This window comes from Streptococcus oralis (genome assembly GCF_026782235.1).
Lineage (GTDB): Bacteria > Bacillota > Bacilli > Lactobacillales > Streptococcaceae > Streptococcus > Streptococcus oralis_CC.
Genome location: NZ_JAKUWE010000002.1, coordinates 380971 through 403385 on the forward strand (window position 1 = coordinate 380971; position 22415 = coordinate 403385).

The 22415-nt window shown below is 39.3% G+C and carries 12 protein-coding genes; all 12 read left to right on the forward strand.

Annotated elements, in window-relative coordinates; translation table 11 throughout:
* Positions 1-7 precede the first annotated feature (7 nt).
* The gene (locus tag MK396_RS02350) at positions 8-5767 is read left to right on the forward strand and encodes a PBECR4 domain-containing protein (RefSeq protein ID WP_268723536.1); all 5760 of its coding nucleotides are present in this window, start codon (positions 8-10) and stop codon (positions 5765-5767) included.
* Between the two features lie 167 nt (positions 5768-5934).
* The gene (locus tag MK396_RS02355) at positions 5935-7680 is read left to right on the forward strand and encodes a type IA DNA topoisomerase (protein WP_268723537.1); all 1746 of its coding nucleotides are present in this window, start codon (positions 5935-5937) and stop codon (positions 7678-7680) included.
* A 2-nt stretch (positions 7681-7682) separates the two neighbouring features.
* Positions 7683-9533, forward strand: a complete 1851-nt coding sequence (locus MK396_RS02360; RefSeq protein ID WP_268723538.1) for an AAA family ATPase — start codon at positions 7683-7685, stop codon at positions 9531-9533.
* A gap of 91 nt (positions 9534-9624) precedes the next feature.
* Positions 9625-9963, forward strand: a complete 339-nt coding sequence (locus MK396_RS02365) for a hypothetical protein (RefSeq protein WP_000800858.1) — start codon at positions 9625-9627, stop codon at positions 9961-9963.
* A 13-nt stretch (positions 9964-9976) separates the two neighbouring features.
* Complete coding sequence (locus tag MK396_RS02370; RefSeq protein ID WP_268723539.1) at positions 9977-11050, forward strand: hypothetical protein; 1074 nt, start codon at positions 9977-9979, stop codon at positions 11048-11050.
* Between the two features lie 16 nt (positions 11051-11066).
* Positions 11067-11873: an LPXTG cell wall anchor domain-containing protein gene (locus MK396_RS02375; RefSeq protein ID WP_247955317.1), complete on the forward strand. Its 807-nt coding sequence runs from the start codon at positions 11067-11069 to the stop codon at positions 11871-11873.
* Positions 11874-11899: 26 nt separating this feature from the next.
* Complete coding sequence (locus MK396_RS02380; RefSeq protein ID WP_268723540.1) at positions 11900-15604, forward strand: SspB-related isopeptide-forming adhesin; 3705 nt, start codon at positions 11900-11902, stop codon at positions 15602-15604.
* Positions 15605-15681: 77 nt separating this feature from the next.
* Positions 15682-16119, forward strand: a complete 438-nt coding sequence (locus MK396_RS02385) for a single-stranded DNA-binding protein (RefSeq protein WP_061742872.1) — start codon at positions 15682-15684, stop codon at positions 16117-16119.
* Between the two features lie 171 nt (positions 16120-16290).
* A complete protein-coding gene (locus MK396_RS02390) occupies positions 16291-16536 on the forward strand; it encodes a hypothetical protein (RefSeq protein WP_061742871.1) in 246 nt (81 codons plus the stop codon).
* 4 nt (positions 16537-16540) lie between these two features.
* On the forward strand, positions 16541-19669 hold the full coding sequence (locus MK396_RS02395; RefSeq protein ID WP_268723541.1) for a VirD4-like conjugal transfer protein, CD1115 family: 3129 nt from the start codon (positions 16541-16543) through the stop codon (positions 19667-19669).
* Between the two features lie 83 nt (positions 19670-19752).
* Entirely contained in the window at positions 19753-20253 is a 501-nt protein-coding gene (locus MK396_RS02400; protein ID WP_084910576.1) for a hypothetical protein, read from the forward strand.
* A 122-nt stretch (positions 20254-20375) separates the two neighbouring features.
* Positions 20376-22412: a pLS20_p028 family conjugation system transmembrane protein gene (locus MK396_RS02405; RefSeq protein WP_268723542.1), complete on the forward strand. Its 2037-nt coding sequence runs from the start codon at positions 20376-20378 to the stop codon at positions 22410-22412.
* The last annotated feature ends 3 nt before the right edge of the window (positions 22413-22415 follow it).

The window sequence follows — 22415 nt, forward strand, 5'->3', positions numbered from 1 at the left end:
ATTTTATATGACAGAACAAGAATCAAGACGTGGGAAAAGTCGTAGAGAACGTGTTGAATTTGCACGTTCTAGAGATATTTTGGATGTTGCAAACGAGCTTCAGATGGAGCTGGTTCGATCTGGACGAGACTATCGATGGAAAGAACATGATAGCCTAGTTATTTCACCTGATAAAAATTTATGGAAATGGTTCTCTAGAAATACAGGTGGAGATGCGATTTCTTTGGTTGAGACGATAAAGGAAGTAAGTTTTAACCAATCTGTAGATTTTTTGAATGATGGAAACTTTAAAGAGTTTCAAATGGTTGAAAGACCTCAAGAAGATTTTAAATACTATCTTGAGAAATACGAGCAGCCGTTTTCAGCTGGAAGAGATTACTTACGGAATCAACGTGGGTTATCGGATGAAACGATTGATTATTTTTTGGAACAGGGTGTTTTAGCCCAAGCTAACGCCAAACTTGACTACTTTGCGGAAGGCACTGGTGGAGTTACAACAAATGCGATTGAGCCAGTTATTGTATTCAAGTCCCTTTCTTCTTCAGGTGAAGTTGTTGGAGCCTCTTTACAAGGAATCCAAGAGAATTGGGAGAAGTGGCCAAAACATGGATATGCTAAAGTGATTATGAAAAACTCCGATCCTATGACAGGTATTCATGTTGATATTGGCAGTCCAAAACGATTGATTTTCACTGAGAGTCCGATTGATTTAATGTCTTACTATGAATTGCACAAAGATAGTCTTCAGGACGTCAGATTAGTTTCTATGGATGGTTTGAAAGAATCGACTATAGGCCGTCATCTATCTCAAATTCAAGCTGAAATATCAGGAAAACCGCTAAGATGGACACCTGAACAATTAGCGGACGGACTTCAAGTAGCTATTGATCATCACTTTTTTGAAGATGGGAAAAATGCGGATTTGATTACTCTAGCATTAGATAATGATAAAGCAGGTAGAACATTCATTCAAGAATTGGAGGCAAAAGGGGCTGTTATCAATTCAGATCTACCAGAACTAAAACCAGGACAAGATAAAACGGACTGGAATGATGCCTTGAGAACCCAGAATCAACAGTCATTAGTTAATTTATCAGCTGTATCGGTAGAAAATGAAAAATCTTTTAATAATCCATTAGAGCTAGTTTGGGAATTGCATAGTAAATGGGAAGACGAATTAGCAGAAAAAATTCGGGAAGATTTAGGCATTAACTATGAACTACAGGCATGGCAATTTGAAAAAGAAATGTCACGATTTATAACGACTGATTTAGACAAGTTATTCGCAAAACGTACTAGATTGGAAAGGGATGCTTATTTTGCGGATAGTACGACGTCTATCAGAAAAGAAATTGATCGTTTAGATGCACAAATATTGGAGTACATAGAAAAAGCCCCCGAACAAAGTCAGGAGAAGACAGACTGGAATGATGCCTTGAGAACCCAGAATCAACAGTCATCAGTTGATTTATCAGCTGTATCGGTAGAAAATGAAAAATCCTTTAATAATCCATTAGAGCTAGTTTGGGAATTACATGGAAAATGGAAAGATGAATTAGCAGAAAAAATTCGGGAAGATTTAGGCATTAACTATGAACTACAGGCATGGCAATTTGAAAAAGAAATGTCACGATTTATAACGACTGATTTAGACAAGTTATTCGCAAAACGTACTAGATTGGAAAGGGATGCTTATTTTGCGGATAGTACGACGTCTATCAGAAAAGAAATTGATCGTTTAGATGCACAAATACTGGAGTACATAGAAAAAGCCCCTGAACAAAGTCAGGAGAAGACAGACTGGAATGATGTTCTAAAGAATCAACAGGAAGAAAAATCTGATAACAGTCGTCTTGCCCAGGCACGTCGAAAATTGGAACGACTTAAAGGTGAACAAGATGAGGCTATTTCAAGAGCTTATTCCCACCAAGCGCTAACAAATGGGCAACCCATGAATGATAAGCGAGGTGGTGCTAGTTTTATGCGTAAGCAAGAACAAATAGAAGGTCAAGTTTTCTCAAAGATGGATGAAATTAGGCAACAGGAAGAACGAGTAGAGCGCCTGGAGCACCAACAACATTTGAAAGAAATGGGGTTGAATCGTCAGGGAAGTGGTCTGGAGATGAGTGTTCAAAATATACCTAGAATCCGTGAAGAGTTAGAAAAAGCTAAGCGTGGGGAGTCGTTCTTTACTAAAGCTACTCTCAAACGCTATCAAGAAGAGTTGACTAGACTTGAAGCTATATCTGAACAAATGGACAAAACGAGTATTCAGCCAGCAACTCAAGCCTTAATTGATGAAGGTCTAGTGAATCAGTGGCAAAAACAACCAAATACGTATTTTGTAAAAGGGTTACGAAGAGTTGCCCTGGAGTTGACTGAAGAAGGAGAGTTTCAATTATCTTCACAAACTAAGTATCATCCGAAAACAGATGAGGAAAGACTGAAGGTGGATGAATTACTTGCCAAACAAGCGCAAGGAAATATTGGAGTAAAACCAATGATACAGGAAGAGCGAAGTTCAGTGCCTCCAGAATTATTTGTAGCCTTTGATTTTACAGAAAATCCAAATCTATCTCAGAAATTCTCATCAGGAGATGTGATTCCATATAAGGATTTTATAGCTCAATTGTATGAAGAGAATAATTTGAGAATGCTTAGCCTGGGATATGATAAAACTTATTTTGCATTGCAAGATGAAAAGGGGAGTCGTCTGACAGATGATTTTCGATATGATATTGGTAGTGAAGACAGTGACCTTTCAACGCAATTGGGAGAAACTCTTCCAACTCCTTATTTAGAACAGGCACAAAAAGCAGATCATGATTATCAATCACAGATTTCAGCTGAGGAGAATGTTCAAACAGAGTCAGTTGAATCAGAAGAAAAAGCTCCTGAGAGTTCTCAGGAGCAAATGAATGATAGGACCAGTGGTGGCACGGGTTCTTTACAGCCTAAAGCTGAAGGCAGTACCTCACCTGTACTTGAAACAAGTACCTTTGAGCAAACTGTTACCAGTCACCCGACATCATCCTATCCGTACCTTCATTTTAGCACAAATTATGATAAAGTGCAACGGCGAGTGGGGAATTATCACCCAATTACACCTGCCGATTTAAGACGTTTGAACCAATATGCGCCCTCCATTCAAAGTACAGCGTCCTGGTATTTAAGTGAAATGGCTGGCAGTAAAATAAGTTTTGTTTATGCGGATCATGGAGAAGAGAATGTTCTTCAAGTAACTTTCCAAAAAGAAAACTTTATCCATCTTTCAGGGATTAGACCTTTTGAAGAAGGAAAAGGTGCTGCTGATTTCTTAGAAGATTTTGCGGCTGGTCGAGGTCATTATGACGGTATGTTGATTAGTAATTCAATTAAGGATAAATTGCAGGTTCTTCCAATGCTTCAGGATATTTTAGAGCCACAATCCTTTGTTCTGGATGATTTGAGCAGTGTTGAAAAGCTTCACAATCTCAATATGAGTGAAGCTATTAAAGCAAAAGATGAAGATTTCTTACTACTGTTTAAAGATATCGGAGATGAAAAAATTCCAGCCTCTCTTATGAAACTCAAAGGAGAGCTTGCAACTAGTGTTAAATTGTTGGATGAAAAGATCATTCTCGGTGTCTATAGAGAAAGAGATGGTCACATTGAGCAACTGTCAATTAATGAGGAATATGTTAAAGACAATGGTGCAGAAATGCTATCAGTTTTGAAGAATAAGCAGTTTGAAGAAGTTTCTAAAGAAATTGAACAAACAATGCTAGAGAACACACTGAATAGCCCCCTACTTGATTCGGCTACGTTTACTCAAGTCTTAGATACTGTCTATAATTTAGGTGTGCCAGGTGACATCTCAAAAACTCCAGAAGAATTTCATCAAGCCTGGAATCAGTATCTTGACTATGCGAAACAGCACAATGATAAATTTGATCAGATTGTTGCTGCAGCTGGAGAAGATAATCTTCTGGATAAAAATTCCGACTTTTATAGAGACTGGCATCAAGATCATATTTATAAAGATGACTATCATATTCGTCTTCAATGGTCCGAGGATCGCCCAGATGGCCCGAAATTGCCGTTTAAAGAGACAGAGCTTATATCTTATCAAGACTTTGCTAAAGAGCTATACAAGGCCAATCAGGACTTTTATCCAATTCATCAAGAAGGAATGAAACAAGTAACAGCAGGCAATACTGAAGGTTACATCCCTCCTACCAAAATTAAGTTTGATGTTTATGCTCCAGGGGGTGAAATGATCAAAGAGGGAATTCGATATGATATTGGAGATGAGACTACACCAATTTCACAAATGCTAGGATTAGGATATCGTCGACTCAACGGTCAATCTGTACTAGCATCAATGGATGAAGAAATTCTTTCTCAGCTGGAAAATAGAGAGGTGAATAAGGAAATTTCCCAGGAAGCAAATGAATCGGCTCGATTGACAGAAGAAGGAGAAGGTCAAACTCCTGATACAAGAGAAACGGTAGCTTTTCAATCTTCTAAGCAAGAAACTAAAACCAATTTGCTTCAGCGTGTAGAGGAGATCCTGAAAGAGGAACCTATTTCGGATTTGGAGATCCCTGAAGTAAACTCAAGTAGTATTGATTATGCTGCTTTAACGCCTCATGAATTGAGTGAGGTTGCTTTCCAAAAAGTGAGAGAGTACACAGAAACACCAGAACGGTTAGAAGAGTATCTGAATTTTATGAGTAAGTTTCCAGAGCTCTCACCTAGAAATGTCGCTTTGATTCAGGAACAGTGGCCAGGAGCGAGTGCAGTCGCAACCTATAATCAATGGCAATCAATGGGGGAAGTTCTTGGAATTACTTCAGAACAGGTATTTGAAACTAGAAATACCTATACCAATAAAAAAACAGGTCGAACAAGAGAAGTTGTCCATAACAATCTTTCGGTTAAGACAGGAGAAAAATCACATATTACCTTGTTTAGACCTATGATGGTTGAAATGATTCCTGTATTGGATGAAAATGGAAATCAGGTAAAAAATGGAAAAGGCAATCCAAAATATAAAAGACTTTCTGAAGCGACACCTGAAGAAAAGGCGTTAAAGAAGGAAGGAAAATTGAAATCTCGCTTCTTCCAGGAAAGAGATTCAAATACAGGTTTAGCTAAATTCGCTACGTATAAAGTATTTGAGCTGTCTCAAACAACCTTGAAACCTGAATTTTATCCCAAAGCGATGCCAAATCGTCACTATGACTTTAATATGGATCATATTCGTACAAAAGAGGTGCTTGAAGGACTTTCCGACTATGCTAAGAATATTGGAGTAACAATCTATCAAGACGATGCAAAAGAGTTGAGAAGTGCGAAAGGATCTTTTTATCCAGATGAACAAAAGATACTTTTGAATCCAGATAATACTCCTGGAGAAGTCGTTGCCACTACTATTCACGAGTTGGCTCATGCTAGTCTACATAACCCTAAATTTGCTAACTCGTATAAGGAAGATGTCTCAAAAGATCGTAGAGAACTTGAAGCTGAGATGACAAGTTATCTCGTTTCTAATCATTTTGGGTTAGATACCTCTGAAAAAGCCATTCGCTATATGGCAATTTGGACTGATAATTTGACCTCTCTTGACGATCAACAACTAGCGCAATCTATGAAACGGATTCATGGAACAGTATCTAAGATTGTAAAAAGTGTTGAACAACATACAAAGCCTTATCAGTTGAATAGACAGGTGGGACAAAATCAAAATTTTATCCAAAGCCCAAAGAAGGGGCTTAAAGTATAGAAAGAGTGCTCTTTGTGAGCCTCTTTTTTGTGTAAAAAGTTATATAACTTTTTGTGTCGTTCTTTGATATGAACTCGTTCTACTCTGTGTCAATGTCCCTTTACAAAAGATTTTTTAATTATAGATTACAATGACAGAAAATGAAGTAGAAGTAGAAGGAGAATGATATGGTTATAGTTATTCTGGCTGAAAAAGAGAAACAGGCAGAAGCTTATGCTACAGCTTTGGGACAATTTAGTAAAACGAAAGGTGTCTATGTTATCAGGCAATCACTCTATTTTCCAGCTGAAGTTCATGTGGTGGCTGCTGAAGGGCACCTATTTGAATATAGTGAACCAGACAACTGGTCACTTGATAAATTACCTCTGACAAATGTTTCATTTAAGCAACATCTCAAAGAGGATAAGAATTCAAGAGAAAAATTTAAGAGAATTTATGATGAAGTGGTAACAGCGGATCAAGTGATTATTGGGACGGATGCTGATAGAGAAGGGGAGCGGATTGCGTACTCTATTTTGTCGCACATACCAGGAGGCAAGGAGAAAATTTGGAAACGGCTTTGGGCAAGCTCTTTGACCAAGAAAGCTCTTCAAAAAGCTTTTCAGGAATTGAAGGAACCTTCAGAGACCTATAATTACTACTTGGAAGCTGAAGCACGTGCACAAAGTGACTGGTTGGTAGGTATGAATTTATCACCTCTTGCTACACTTGATCTTCAAGCAAGAGGACAACTCCCTCGAACAAAAGGTAGCCATCTATCGGTTGGTCGAGTTCAGACACCTGCAATTAGAATAGTCTGTGAAAATGATTTAGCGATTCGTAACTTTACTCCAGAAAAATATTGGAAGCTTCAGCTGGAGGATAAGAAAAATGGGGTATTCTTCACAACAAAAGACAAAACTAAGGATAGTGAGGCTATTTTAGCCTCTTCAAGGGGGTTATCAACCACCTCTATTATTTCTTCAGTTGAGATAGAAAATCATCAGAAATCCGCTCCACAGCTATTTACCTTGTCTGCATTACAAAGTTTTGCAGCAAGCGCCTGGAAATTTGACTCAAGCAAAACAGAGAGTATTGTTGAAGGACTGTATTTGAAAGGATTTCTCTCCTATCCACGTCCGGACTCAGAATACATCAGTCGCTTTGAATTTGACGATTTAAAAGAAAATCTATCTGCCTATCAAAAGGCTATTAATTGTCATTTTCAGCCAGCGTTTTTGGAGCCTAGGGAAGATTATGTCAATGATGAAAAAGTATCTGGTACGAGCCATTCAGCCTTGATTCCGACTGAAAGAATTCCAAATCTTTCAAATTTAAAGACTGACCAACGACTGATTTATGAAGCGGTTGTGAAGCAGGCAATCTTGATGTTTGCAGATGATTGTTATTATTCGACCAAAACAATTGAAGTAAAGAATAATGGTCTTGTTTTTAAAACAAAGGGTAGAACGCTTCATAAATTAGGATGGGCTAAATGGAGTTCACGAAAGGTACGAGGTCCTGTTGAAGTTCCTGATTATCAAGTGGGAGATGAAATTGATACGCAGGTTCAGATTGTAGGGGGTGAAACAAAACCACCTAAACGATTAACTGAAAGCCAATTGATTGGCCAAATATTTCCTAAATATGGCTTGGGAACTCAAGCCACTAGAGGAGAAATCATTAAAAAAATTCAGAGCAAGGGCTATGTTGTTAAAGATAAAAAAACAGGTCAACTAACTCCTACCAACAAGGCCTATTTACTGATCAATTATCTCTATGACAATGAGTTTTCTGATCCAGAGACAACAGGAGGCTGGGAAATGTTTCTATCTCAGATAGGAGAAGGGACAATCAATCCACGAGAATTTGTGGATGCGATAAAAGATAAGCTTACTCTTCAAATCAAGGAAGTAAAAGAGAGAGGTGATTAAGTGTGACTACTGAAGAAAAGAAAAAAACACCCTATTTAGATCGTTATACAGATAATTTGACAGAAAAAGTTTCAAAAAAAGCAGAAGATTATCAGGTGTACGGACGTGATAAAGAAGTAGAAGCTGTTCAGACCACTCTTCTCAGACGAACTAAGAATAATCCTATTTTGGTAGGAGAAGCTGGAGTTGGGAAAACAGCCATTGTTGAAGGATTTGCTTTAGCCATTTTACGAAACCAGGTATCTCCAAAATTAAAAAACTTGACCGTACGCTCTCTGGAATTATCTAGTTTAATGTCAGATGAGGATGGAGGATTTATTGTTAAGTTCAAGAAAATTATTGAGGAGATGGTAGAAACCAAAGGAGAGAATCTTCTCTTTATTGATGAAATTCATACGATTGTTGGTGCTGGTGGTTCAGATAAGGGCGCTTTGGATGCTGGAAATATTATTAAACCAGTTTTGTCACGTGGTGAGATGCAATTGATTGGTGCAACTACATTGGATGAATTTCATGAGTATGTCGAACAGGATCGAGCGCTAGAGCGAAGGATGCAACCGATTATGGTTGATGAGCCAACAACTATTCAAGCGATTGAAATTCTTGAACAAGCTAAAGCTATTTATGAAAACTTTCACCAGGTATCTATTAGTTCTGAAGCTGTAAAACAAGCTGTACTTTTATCTGTTCGTTACATACCAGATCAATTTTTACCTGATAAAGCCTTCGACTTAATAGATGAAGCAGCGACAATTTGTTCTACAAATGGATTAGCCCATGTCGGGAAGCAAGAAATTGCAGAGGTGCTGAAAAATAAAACAGGTATTCCTGTCACGACGATTTTGAAAGGTGACAAGGAAAGGCTAGATGGTTTAAAAGAAAAGCTATCACGACGTGTTAAAGGCCAAGATGAGGCTGTAGATGCTGTTGTGAACGCTATAACTGTTGCACAAGCTGGTTTACAGGATCAAAGAAAGCCCCTATCTTCCTTCATGTTTTTAGGCACTTCAGGAGTTGGGAAAACAGAGCTTGCCCTGGCATTGGCAGAGGGGATGTTTGATGATGAGGAGGCAATCATTCGTTTTGATATGTCTGAGTATAAGCAAAAAGGAGATATTACAAAGCTGATTGGCGATCGTCAAACGAGAACGAAAGGTCAATTGACTGAGAAGGTTAAACAAAAACCTTATAGCGTTATCCTGATCGATGAAGTGGAGAAAGCACACTCAGAAGTTGTAGATTTATTTTTGCAGGTGCTTGATGCAGGACGTTTGACTGATTCAACTGGAAGGCAAGTGAGTTTTAAGAATACGATTATTATTATTACTACGAATATTGGTTCTCAAAAAATTATTAAGCAGTACGAATTAAAAGGGAATTTTAAAAAGCTAACCGACAGGGATAAGGTTCAGTTTGAAAAGAGCATGACGTTGGAGTTAGAAACTAGGTTCAGACCAGAATTTCTCAATCGAATTGAATATAAATTGATTTTCAACATGTTAGACGAGGAAGTGAATAAGGAAATTATTGTCAAACATCTATCAGAAATTAAAGAAAGAATGAAGAATCAAAGGTTGACTCTCTCTTATGAAGAAAGTTTGGTTACTTATTTATTGGATGTAGGAACAAATATAAAAGATGGTGCACGGCCACTGGAAAGAGTGATTAAACATAAGGTTCTCCCTTTAATTTCTAAAGAGTTTCTGAACTTATCTGATCACAACCAAGAGTATCATTTTCATCTTTGGGTAGAAGGTGATGCACCAGATGAGTATCACCGTGAAGACAAAAGAAAAATATTATTCGACGTCGAAGCTGAAAAAACGTCATTTGGTGAAGCATTATTTTCTTAAAATTCACCTTAAAAAAATGATTGTCCCTTTAAAAAATTTTTTTCAATTATCTATTATACTAACGTTGTCAAAAAAACAAAGGAGGATTTCTATGAAAAACTATTTGACAAGACAACTTCAGCAAGTAAAAACAAAATCACAGATGTTTTTATTGAGCCTTTCCCTATTCCTAACAGGATCTACAGTCTATGCGGACGATCCATTTGCTAAGTCGGATAACTTGGCAAGACAAGGAATTACAAAAGTTCAGCTAGTCAGTGTTGCGCTATTTGGTCTAGCTGCCGTTGTCACTTCGCTCATTTATGCGTTTGGTGGACGGGAGTTAAAAGCCTCAATGAAAAAAAATTGGGTGTCTATTGCAATTGCAATTATTGGTGTTTCAGCGGGACCAAGTATTATTGAATGGATTTTTGATTTCGTGAAAAGTTAAGGGGTGGTGATTTATGGCTTTTTCACTCTTTAATAAAGGTTGCTGTACGATTACAGACGATCTATTTTTAGAAATCTCCTGGGAAGATGGAAGAGGTCCAGAAGATGATAGTGAATTACTTGATATCATTGAGGGATTGGATCATCTTTCTGATTTTTCTCAGCCGATTTCAAAAAGTTTACCCTACCTAACATTTCAACAAGCCGAATTGTTATTTAAAGAGTTAAAACAGGCGTATGGTCAGTTTCAGCTGAAAAAAGTAGCAATCGCCCATCTGGAAGGGAAAAGCGTGGTGACAGAAGGAGAGGTTTACGCTAGTCCCTTCCTCATTACAGAAGACTATGAAAACCTCTTGCTTCCCCTCATTCAAGCGATACTTACTCGCTCTGAATTTGCAAATTACAGCTATCAAGAAAAAAGGGAGTATTTTGAGAACCAGATTTATCCTGTATATAAACAAAGTATGGGATTGTCCAATTCTTCTCTTCCTCTTTTCCCAGCTGAAGGTGAGACGATGGCTGTTTCACAACCAAATCGTCCATCACATGATCTAAAAGCAGGAGGTCAAATAACTGTTGCCCCTCCTATTGTTCAAAAGCAGTCAGTTTCCCTGAAGAAAATTTATCTATTTTTAGGTGGTTTGGGAGTGTTGTCAGTAATAAATATCATTTGCGTATTTTTTGCTTTCGCTCAACTATCAAGCCAGTCCGAAAAAGTAAATTTCTTATACCAGGAACAAAAAAATACTCAACTTATCATTTCAACGAAAAATGAGGTTGATGTATTTAGCCGTTATTTCTTACCTTCTTATTACTCGGGCAAAAAAGAAAACCTAGTAGATTTTCTTTCTGAAGGTGATGCAAAATTTACCAAACCGAAAGAAGGAATTTTACAGTCCGTTATTTTAGAGAAATTGAATTATGATTCAGAAACTCAAAGATATACGGTTTCCTATATCCTGTCTGTCAAAAGAGGGGATAAATCATCTAGCGTTAGATTAACTTTTGATGTAAAAGCTTCTGATTCTTCAAAATATGGATTTGTTGTAGAAACAGAACCAAAAGAATCAAATTATCTTAAAAATTAGAAAAGGAAAAATCACAATGAACAAGAAACAAGTATTAGCTACATTAGCACTTTCAACTATCGCACTTGCACAAGCTGGATTTGTATCAGCTGATGAAGTAACACCAATTGACTCTTCAGCACCAACAACAGAAGTAGTTACGCCAACAGCGCCAAGCGCTTCAACAGAAACAGAGGCTCCAGCAGTTCAGCCAACAGAGCCTTCAGTTACTCCAGTTGACCCAACAGCTCCCTCAGACAAGGATAACGCAGGTAGCCTTGACGGAGTGCCAGCTGATAAACCAGCACCTTCAGATAAGCCACAAGACAAGGATAATGCAGGTAGTCTCGATGGTGTTCCAACACCATCAGATAAACCACAAGACAAAGACAACGCAGGAAGTCTTGACGGGGTGCCAGCTGATAAACCAGCACCTTCAGATAAGCCACAAGACAAGGATAATGCAGGTAGTTTAGATGGTGTTCCGGATGAAAAGCCAAAAACTACTGATCAAGCGAACCAGCAAGGGAAGTCACAAATTGGAACCACTTCAACCTCAACAGGTCAAGTAGTTCATGATGTGACAAAAGAGCCTGTTGAAACAAATACAGGTGCGTCAATTGTTAGCACCCAAAGCGGAAACGTAGTCCTTTCAGATGGCTCAGTGGTTGCTCCTGAAGAGGTTGGTGGAACAGTTAACGAAGATAAGACTATCTCTGTTACTGACAAAGATGGGAAGCTCAAAACCCTTCCAAATACAGGAACGGCAGAAAGCATTCTGGGTGCTATTGGGGCTATGTTGTTGACGGCAGTCAGCTATGTCTACAAGAAGAAAATGTTTTAAGGTGAAATGGAAAGGGAAACAATTAAATGACAGAAAAAACACAAGGACACGGATATTTCCGTAAGAAAAAATGGGCTAAAGGTTTAGCATCAGGTATTGCAATCGCAAGTTTTGTAGCCTTCTCTGCAGGTTCAGCATTTGCGGATGAAGCAGTACAACCTGAAAGCAAAAATGACAATAACATGTACGCTACACAAGCTGGTAAAGCAACAGGAAGCCAGCCTGTAGCGATTGATAATGGAGCAGTCACAAAGGCTGCTGACAATGCTAAAAAAGCTGGAGTAGTTGTATCTGAAACACCAAGCGTTGATAAGGGGACAGATACCACTGCTCCAAAACTTGAACAGTCTAAGTCTGAGATTAAACAAGATCAGAGCAAGCAGGTCAAGGAACTGGAAGAAACGACTACAAAACAAGTCAAAAACAATGAAGCCTTCCAGGAGGCGCAAGAAGCTATTCACGCTAACAATCAATTTGTAGCGGATGAAAAAGCCAAGCATGAAGGAGCAACAACTGTCACAGTAACGAATGACGGTTCAACTGCCACAGATGGTTCAGCAGACCAAAACAAGAAAGCTACTCAAACAGCTAAACAGGTCTTGTCAGATAACCAACAAGCAGTAACAAAATACCTGGGTGAAAAAGCTAAGTATGATGCTACTGTTGAACAAGCTACTGCTCTAAACAAATCGGTAGAAAGCGCATCTGAACAGCTGAAGAAAGAAAAGGTTGATGTTAAAGTCGTTACACGTACGGTCTCTTCAGTCGCAGAAGTCGAAGCATTGAAGAAACAAAATGACCAGGCTATTGCGACTGCAAAAGGTAAAGTGGAGCTTAACAAAGCCCTCATGGCTGCCTATACAGAGAAGAAGAATGCTAGTGAACAAGTCAATCAAGATGCTGACCGTAAGTTCGCTGAATTGAAAAAATCAGGTGTACTTCTCAGTTCTAAAACCCAAGAAGTTTCCTCAGTAGATGAGGCTAACCAAATTGCCAAACAAAACCAGGCAGCTTATAATCAAGCTAAGCAGGCCCAAGCTGAATGGCAGAAGAAGTACAACGATCTTCAGTCTAAAACAAGCACTGAAGGATACACAAAAGAAGTTGTACTACAAGCTCTAAGTCTTTCGACCGCTAATCCTGAAGCAACTGTGAAGTCTACAGCTTCAGGAGCAGAAGAACTGACTACGGATTATATCGCCTCATCAAGTGGCAGATCTGGGTACTCTCGTGTTCTAGACTCAACCAAAGTCTTGAAATACAAAGATGTGGGCAATGGTTGGACAACAGAAATTGATTATACTGGGTTAAACGGCTTAACAGTCACAACCGAGGATGGGAAACAACACAATATTTCTCGTATCCATCGAAAATTTCAAATTGTAAACCAAGGTAAAACGGGCCTAAACGATGTCTATGTCTTGAATGATCCAACAGAAGGCTTTGTAGTAGCTCGAAATGATGGAACAGGTGGAGCTGCGGACTACATGAACTTCCTGGTTACAGATACCTACTACTACAATGAGGACGGCCAAGAAGTAGCTTTCAAGGCATCTAAAAAGACACCTGCAGCCTTGACCTACTCGTCTCTAAACCACAACCCTATCGGGTGGGAAGGCGCAAAAGCCATCAATGGGACACATGTTGAAATTAATGGATCAACTGTTACTCAAAACAAGGATTATGGCTATGTTTATGCAGAAGACTATAACCGTGAGGAAGAGGTAGGTCATCTTTGGGATACTTCCTCTTCAGCATATCAGTACAAGGGTGCCGCTCTTGGAGTCTTTAAGGAAGGGACAGCCTTCACAACCGAATTTATTCAATGGGATGGACCAGAAAGTCCAAATGGCCAAACCTATTGGTTTGCTTTGAATACAAAGGTTGTAGCGCCAGTCGTTGAAGTTCCAGCTACTGCAACTATCACAAAAACAACCGTGAAGCCAGTTCAGACTGAACCTGTATCAGCTGAATTGGTTAAAGCGAAAAATCCAGTTAAGCCAACCTTGGCTCTTAAAACACTTTCTGAGACGAAAAATCAGAAGTTATCAGCAAACTATCACGGCTATAAATTGCATTATAAACCAGTTGTCAGCAAATCTGTAGCAGATACAGACAAGACCAATACAAACGGTCAAACAGTTGCTAAAAACGCTGTGCAGCTCTACACATTGAATCATGACAATATCTATGCGAACCTTAAAAAAGGGGACAAGATTACCATCATCGATCCACTCGAAGCTGGAGCAGTTCCTGATGTGGCTGTCACAAAGGCAGCTGCAGAGAAAGCAGGATGGGGCGTTGCCTATGATGCAGGAAAGAATACGTATACCTTTACTGCAACCTACGAAGGGAAGCGCCTAGATGCCCCAGTGATTACCTGGAAGCCAATCTATGACAAAGGTTTCTATGATAACACTTATAAAGTGCTAGTGAATAACTATGAGGTTTTCTCAAACACTGTTACGAACTACACACCGAAGCCACCAAAACCAGTCAAAGCCGTTCTGGATCGCTCTGGTAAGGATATCAATGGGGCGACAACATTTGATCGCACCGTGACTTTCCGCTTGATGACAGACTATAGCTCTTACACCAAAACCCTTGCTTCAGCGCAAGCGATTGGTAAGAAGTTTGGAATCTTTGATGATGTTCAAGACAAAGCCTTCACAGTTGACCACAGTAAGATCAAGATGACTGCTGCAGGTAAAGATGTAAAAGACTTGTTTGACATGTATCACGTCCTTTCAGACAAAGGGCGTACAGATGCAATCAATAAGATTCTGAAAGAATTGAACTTAAATCCTAAAGGTGAGTTTTATCTTTGGGTAGCGAAGGATTCTAAGAGTTTTTATTACAACTATGTGAAGCAAAATAAAAAGGTGACGATTGATCTCCCAGCTAAGCTCCTGGTTAAAGCAGGGGAGAAAGTCGAAAACGATCTTAAACAAATCGACTTTGGCAATGGCTATCAATCAAACCTTGTCACTATCTCGGTTCCTGATGTGAATCCAGAGAAACACGCCTTGGATCAAAAGGATAATAAAAAAGTCTTGGACGGCCAAGAAGTACAGATTGGTCAATACATCCGCTATCTACTTGATGGCGTAACCGTGCCTACTAAACATGATAGCCTCTTCCAATATGATGGTAGTGATCAGTTGGATGTGGTTCATGATCGATTCACAGGTAAGTGGGAAGGTATTTTCAAGGGTACAGAGTACACAGCTGAGAAGGACCTTATCTTGACTTATGATGTCATCCTGAAGGATGGAAAAGTAGTCAAAGCTGGCGACAAGATCGCCAAAGGTACAACTTATGCCTTCTTATTTGAAGTGAACCAAGATACGGATCCTAACTTCCTTAAGAAAATTGTGACCGTTAAATGGAACGAAAAGGAAGGCAAATGGTCGTATGTTATTAATCAGGACTTCTTAAACTCATTAGGTGTAAAAGGCACGTTCGATGCAGACTTCTATCTAGAAGTCGAACGCATCGCAGCCGGAAAGGTTGAAAATACCTTTATCAATATAGTCAATTTACAAGAGATGACGGCAAAAGTTACAACAACAACGCCAGAGCCTCCGAAACCAGAACCTAAAGAACCAGGTAAGCCACAACCGCAGCCATCACTTCCAAACACTGGAACATCAGCAAGCATGCTTCCAGTTGTGGGAATGATTTTGGGATTGTTGAGTCTTGCAGGTCTTCGTAAGTCGAAAGAAAACTAATTTGACGAACTAAAATGAAAGGATGACCACAAGCTGGGGTATAACTCTCTTGTGGTCTTTATTGAAAGGAGAAAAAAATGCAAGTATTTATCGCTACTGGACGTGTTGCATTCATCCCAAGTGATGCAGTAGGTCAAACTAAAAATGGTCATGCCAGTTTCAAATTTGAGTTTGTTTGTGATTCGAGTATGAATGATGATACAAATAAACCAATTTCTAGTTTCTTCCATGTGCAAGTATACGGAAAACAAGCAGAATTGATGGCTCAGAGTCTATCAAAAGGCTCTCCAATCCTCTTAAAAGGAGAAATTATCCAACGACCATATAACGATGAACAAGGTCAACGTCGGACGTATCAGTTTATTTCCCCAAACCAACAAGGAGGAATCACTTTCCTTGAAAATAAGGAAGCATCAAACCGACGTAAGCAGGAACAACAAGGCTTTTCTCAGCCGACACAAAGTTCTATTCCTACATCCTATCCTGAACCAATGGATGCGGATTCCCCATTCTAAAGGGATTGAAAGCATACAAGAACACTTGTGTGCTTTTTCTGTTGTTTATTTATTGTATAAAAAGTTATATAACTTATGGCACAACAATATCTTTTGTCCCTTTAACAAAGAATTTGATATTATCCTTTAGAATAGAGGGGAATTAAGAGATAATAAGAAAGGAGTGCAACAATGGAAAGACAAAAATACAATTATCTGTCTGATGAATTGATTGCGGAATCTCTTCAGGTGACCAATTACTTAGAACAAAGTCGATCCAGTCGATTGAATGTTCTTCAGTTGGATGGAGAGAAATGGTTAGAAAGTTACTTTCACCGTTATGAGAAAGCCTCTCCAAGGCTACAGTTTCACATATTTCTCTTTTCGAGCTTCTATACTCGAAAAATGGAATGGTTTTTGGAAGGTGTAAGGGGGTAGTCGTTTGTTTGAGTTATTTGAAGTAGTATTTTATACCCTTATCCAAGCGATTCGAGCCAGTTGGCTCACTGCCTTCCTTTTTCTAGGGGTGGCAGGCTATTACCTATTTAAACTCTTCCAGCCGTATTTTTTAAGAAGCTATCAAAGGTTATTAGCAGGAAAGAGTAGTCTAAGCCAGGCAATAAAAATAGGTTGGAAAAATCGTAAAGGAATTGATTGGAAACAAGTTTGGAGACAATCAGTTAGAGGGCTGCTCAATGGGATGAAGTCATTCTTACCTAAAATCTTTGCGCTTGTCTCTCTCATTCTTTGGAATGTTTTCTTCAGGATATTCTATACCCTCCCTTTTGTTAAACGAGAACGGAAACGTTTTGATAAAGAAATGAAACCGATTCTTTATTTTAAAAGTTATCGCAGCTTCGTTTATATGGGATTAGGTTTTAGCTTTATTGCTTTTATCTTAACCAATTACCTGGTTACTGTTTTGAGGGCTACAATCCGCTTTCTCTACTTTAGTATTTGGTCGTTTAAAGATGCTAGCAAGGCCGTAAACTTTGACTTAAACAGCCTCTTATTTCAAAGTTTATTGAACGCTAAAGTCTTCTTGATAGCACCGATTTTAGCATTTCCAATCTTTTTACTGGGATTAGTTATCGCCTGGAAATCTGCCTGGATAAACTTTGAGCAGTTTCGAGACTATAACAACAATGAAGAAGGAGATGACCGCTTTGTGACGATTGATGAAATTCGTCGTCAATACAAAAAGATCCCTAATAAAGCTTTAACTTATCCAGGTGAGGGTGGGGCTCCTGTATTTCATGAACTGACTCATGATTTAGCAGGACAAACACTGAGAACCCAAATGTTATGGCAAAATAGGAAAATCAGTCGATATGTGACCAATGCAGAGCGGATTTTAGGTATGCTAGCTTTTCCTTCAGGTTACTACTACATTGAAGATAAGCCTACTAACTTGTTAGGAATTGGTATGACTCGTTCAGGTAAGGGTGAGGGTCATATCACTCCAGCAATTGAAATCAATAGCCGTGCGGAGTTGAAACCATCGATGGTTATAGCAGATCCGAAAGGGGAGCATTATCAAGCCTCCTACAAACTCATGAGGCAACGTGACTATGATGTCAATGTTCTTTCTTTCCAAAATATGGATTGGTCCATGTCCTACAATTCTCTAGCTTTGGCCATAGCAGCCGCAAAGAAGGGCTACTATGAGAAGACTCAAACCTATGTCAACGCAGTCGCAGAATCCATTTATCCGAAACAAAAAGGTGGAGAGAAGGGAAATGCGGAATACTTCCGTAAGTCTTCTATATCCCTATTTAACGCTCTGACAATGGCTTTGATGGATCGGGCTAATGAAACCTATCAAAATGGTGAAGATGATGCCTGGGATACCATTACGATCCCTAACGTTGCGAAATTCTTGGCGACAATGGGGTCTGAAGAAGTCTTTGTAGATAGTGCTGGTGAAATCGTCGAAAATCCAACTAGAGAACAACAAGTATCCAAGAAATCAAAAATCACAGTCTATTTTGATAATTTGAGACAAGTCAATCAAAAACAATTCTCAAAATTTAGACAAATGGCGGATATCGAATTTCGTGCTTCAGACTTTGGTGGTGATGAGACTAAAGGGAATGTCTACTCTAGCATGATGACAGGTATCAACCTGTTCTTGCAAGACAACGTGGCTAAACTGACTTCTAAAAACTCTATTGATTTAGAGTCTTTTGGTTTCCCACGTCGATTGTCTGTCAAGTTGAGATCAAGTACCAATAGTCAACTTAAAAATGAGTTCAAGCACAAAACTGCTAAAGTAACGATTACAGGATTGAAGAAGTGGGGGAAAGTCAAAAAGAAAGTCGATTATGTAAAGCAAGCAACGGCTTTAGTCGATGGGGAAGGCTATCTGACCTATGCCATCGAGCCTAAACTTCCAGATCAGTTTACGGTAACGATTGATTTCAACCATAAGAACAATGGTTATTCCCCTGTTCGAAATCAAATCTTCCAATTTTCAGCTGAAAAAGTCTATCGAAAAGCTGGAGATAGCCTAGAACTAGATGAGTACACTAAGAAGCCGATTTTAGATCATATCGATATAACCGTCCTTAAGAATAAAGAAGACACCCAAAATCTTCTTCAGGAGTCGGATATTGAACTGGTCTATTCAGATAAACCGAAAATCATCTATCTGGTAACACCGCCAAACCGCACAGAGTACAATGGGATTGTCTCTTTGTTCTTAGATCAGTTATACAATGCCAACTATGAGCTTGCATTAACAAATGGTCGGAAATGTATCAATCGCATTCTCCATATCTTGGATGAGTTTACAAACATGCCAGCTATTCCTCACATGGATACGAAAATCTCCATTGGATTGGGGCAAAACATTCTCTATTATCTTTGGATTCAAAACTTGGAACAATTGGTTAATGTCTATGGTCAAAATGTTGCGCAAACGATTCTGGATAACTGTTCATTGAAAGTTTACGTCAAAACGACGTCTCCAGATACCAATAAGAGATTTAGTGGTGAGTTGGGGACACGTACCATTACCAGAAGACGAAGATCCAGCAATATCCTGGACGAAGCCAATCCAAATGTAGCTGTCGAGAATCCAAAACAAGAGTTGTTGACACCAACGCAATTGGCCAAGCTTCAGGAAGGAGAAGCGGTTATCTTACGTGGGGTCAAGGGACGGGATAATGTTGGACGTAAGGTCACAACGGATCCAATCTTCGCACATGATAAGAACAGCTTCCCTTACAAATACATGTTCTTACAAGAGGAGTTTGATACATCGATGACTCTTGCGGATATTCCAGTCGAAAGTGCACACCGTGAGCTAGAGCTTCAAGAAATAGCAGTTGATGCAGGTACAGCCTTCAACAACATCATCGACTGGAGGCAACGTTTGACCATGCCACTCCTCAGCAACAATGGCGAAACTCCTAAACTATCAGGCCGTCACAGTAAAGGGCAAAAGGTACAATCCCAATCCTTTACTTCCACAGATGAATTATTCCAGGCAGCTGCAGCTAGTGTTATTCACGGTGACTATGATTATTATGATGACGGAGACGACTTCTTTGCGGATGAAGTTATCTAAAAAGATATACAATAAGTTATATAAACACTTGCAAGAAAAAATGATGTTTGTTATAATGAGGTAAATAATGATTAGGAGAAAAAATGATGAAAGCAAAGCACTTTTTAAGAATTGTTTTAGTAGGGTTAGCCTTGATTTTACTAGGGGCATGTGGTCAAAAATCACCTGAAAGTCTCTCTAAAAATGTGTTAAAAGATAGCTATACGGGCTTTTCACCAGAACATGGTTATGAGAGTAGTGATTTTAAGGGTGGAGTAGGAACTACCTTAAAGTTTGATAAAGAAAAACGAACCATCTCAAATAACGACGGTGAAAGCATCAATTATAGTGTTCTTTCAGAAGAACAAGTGAAGAGAATCCCAGCTGATTTCAGAGGCACTCTAGTTAGTCTAGAGAGTCAGCTGAAAGGAAAGGATAACTTTACAATCGCTGTTGATTATAAAGATATAGATAAACCTGAAGAAGCTCGCTCTTATTATCAAGTCGTCTTGACCGAGGGTGGTAAAAAAATCCGAATCATTGAACTCCGCCGTGGCTATAAAGAAGACAATGCTTTCTATGATTTCAACGGAACCGCAGATTAACTTACAAAAGTCTCAATTACTTGAGGCTTTTTTTGTTGTCAGAATTTCATTGTCCCTTTAAAAACGATTTTGCCATTATCGAATATGATAGGGGTATCTTAAAAAGAAAGAAGGTATCTTTAGTGCACTATCAAACCTTTTCAGATTTGGTGAATGAGATCAAGAATCTTGATGGTGAGATTACAGGCGAGAATGCAAAAAAGCTGGCAGAGTTTTATTCCTATTGGAATAACTATTTAGAACCGACTCCTGCATTTATGGCATTTCTCACCTATTTACCAGGAGGGATTGCCAAGGCTCTTTATCAAATCACTTCCAGCCTAGAACATGTTTTTAATAATATGTTCAAGCTCTTTGGTCTCTTCGGTTATCTAGGCGACCAGAAGACGATTATAGGCCAGTTCTTTTACTGGTTTCAGCTATTGGGGACGTCCTTGTTCACCCTGATTTTGGTCGTATCGGCCGTCGCAGGAGTTTTTACAAAGCCAGTCAAATACAAAGGAGTCATCACGAATTTCCTTTTGGTAACGGCTGTAACTGCCGTATTGCCACTAGCTTTGACCACTATATCAACAGCAGTAGCACAGGATGCCATGTCTATCCAGACAGTCTCCAGTGAAGCGCCATCTGGCAGTCAACCGACTTCCTCCTTGGCTCTGCAGCCCATGAAAAATAATGTGGTAGACTTAAAAGTCTTGATCTACAAGGATTTTTCTACGGAGTTGTTTCCAATGGATGATTATGGCTTTATCAAGCCTGTTCAAGAGGGATCTACCCCTGTCAATAATATCACGGATAGTCCTGAACAGCGGGACACGACTGATTTTGCGACCAAGATTGATTTTGGGGCAAACTATGGTACAACGAATCCAAAAATGATACAGGATATAGAGAAACATGATAAAATACCAGGGATTAAAGGCTTGTTCCTACATAAGTTGAATTCCAATAATACTGGAGTTGAAAGCATCACAGAACACCGAGTCATTAATCAATTGAGTGCTTTTGAATCAGTTTACATGCGCTATAAAGTCAACTGGATAGGGATGTTCCTCCAGTATATTATCCTGATTGTTCTTTTGGTCAGCATGATCATTAAGCTCGTTAAATCAATCTTTGATATTCTGATTGAAGCAATGATTTCTCCAATTCTTGGATATAGTTCTCTATCAAACTCAAAGAAATATAAGGAGCTGCTAAGAACGATTGGCGGTGCTTTAGCAGGAATCTTCTTTGAAGTCATCATTATGCGTGTAACGCTTGAGATTTTCAGAGATTTACCAATCCTTTCTGTTTCAGCTGTATCTAAGCTTTCTGGCGGATTCTTTGATGGACTCAATATGTGGGAACAGTGTCTCGCAGCTGCCTTTGTCTATGTTGGAGTATTCTTTGCAGCCATGCAAGGAGTAGCCATGATCGAGCGCTGGCTTGGAGTTTCAACAGGTCATAGTGAAACAGCTCAACAATTGCTGGGTGCTATGATGATGGGTAATGCTTTTGCGGCTGGAGCAGGCGGCCTCTTTAATGGTGGTATGGCACTTGGTCAATTTGGTATGGATATGGCACAAAAAGCTCCAGATGCCCTATCTAAAGGAAGTCAGATTCTGGGAAATAGCCTTGCCAGAACTGGAGGTGGTATTCAAGGTGCTTTGAACTCTGTAAAAGACCAGGGCTTGATGAATGCGGCCAAAGGTGGTGTAAGTAATATGGTTGATTTGGCAGAATGGAAAGCTTTTGAAGCCATGCAAAATGGGAAAGGGGCAGTTGGAAAAGTTTTAGATAAACTGGATGATAAGGCTGCCTCTGCTCAAAATGCGACCTATAACGCATTGAAAAACGATGCAGTTCCTGGTATTAATCAGCCTGGACCAGTTGATATTCCTGAGCCTCCAATTGATCCAGGAACAACCGATGCACCTATTGTCGATCCAACTCCTCCAGCTGAAGAAATGGAGTCCCCAATTCAAGATCCAAATCCACCTGCAGATGCACCAGTTTCAGAATCACAACCACCAGCACAGCCTGATTCTTCTCAACAAAAATTTCAAAAGAGCATGAATCAAATGAATTACATGAACCAACAAATGCAACAAGCAGGACAGCGTATGCAGGGAGGTCGTCATATCACAGGTGCTGAGAGTGAGGACGAAGAAGAATAGGCT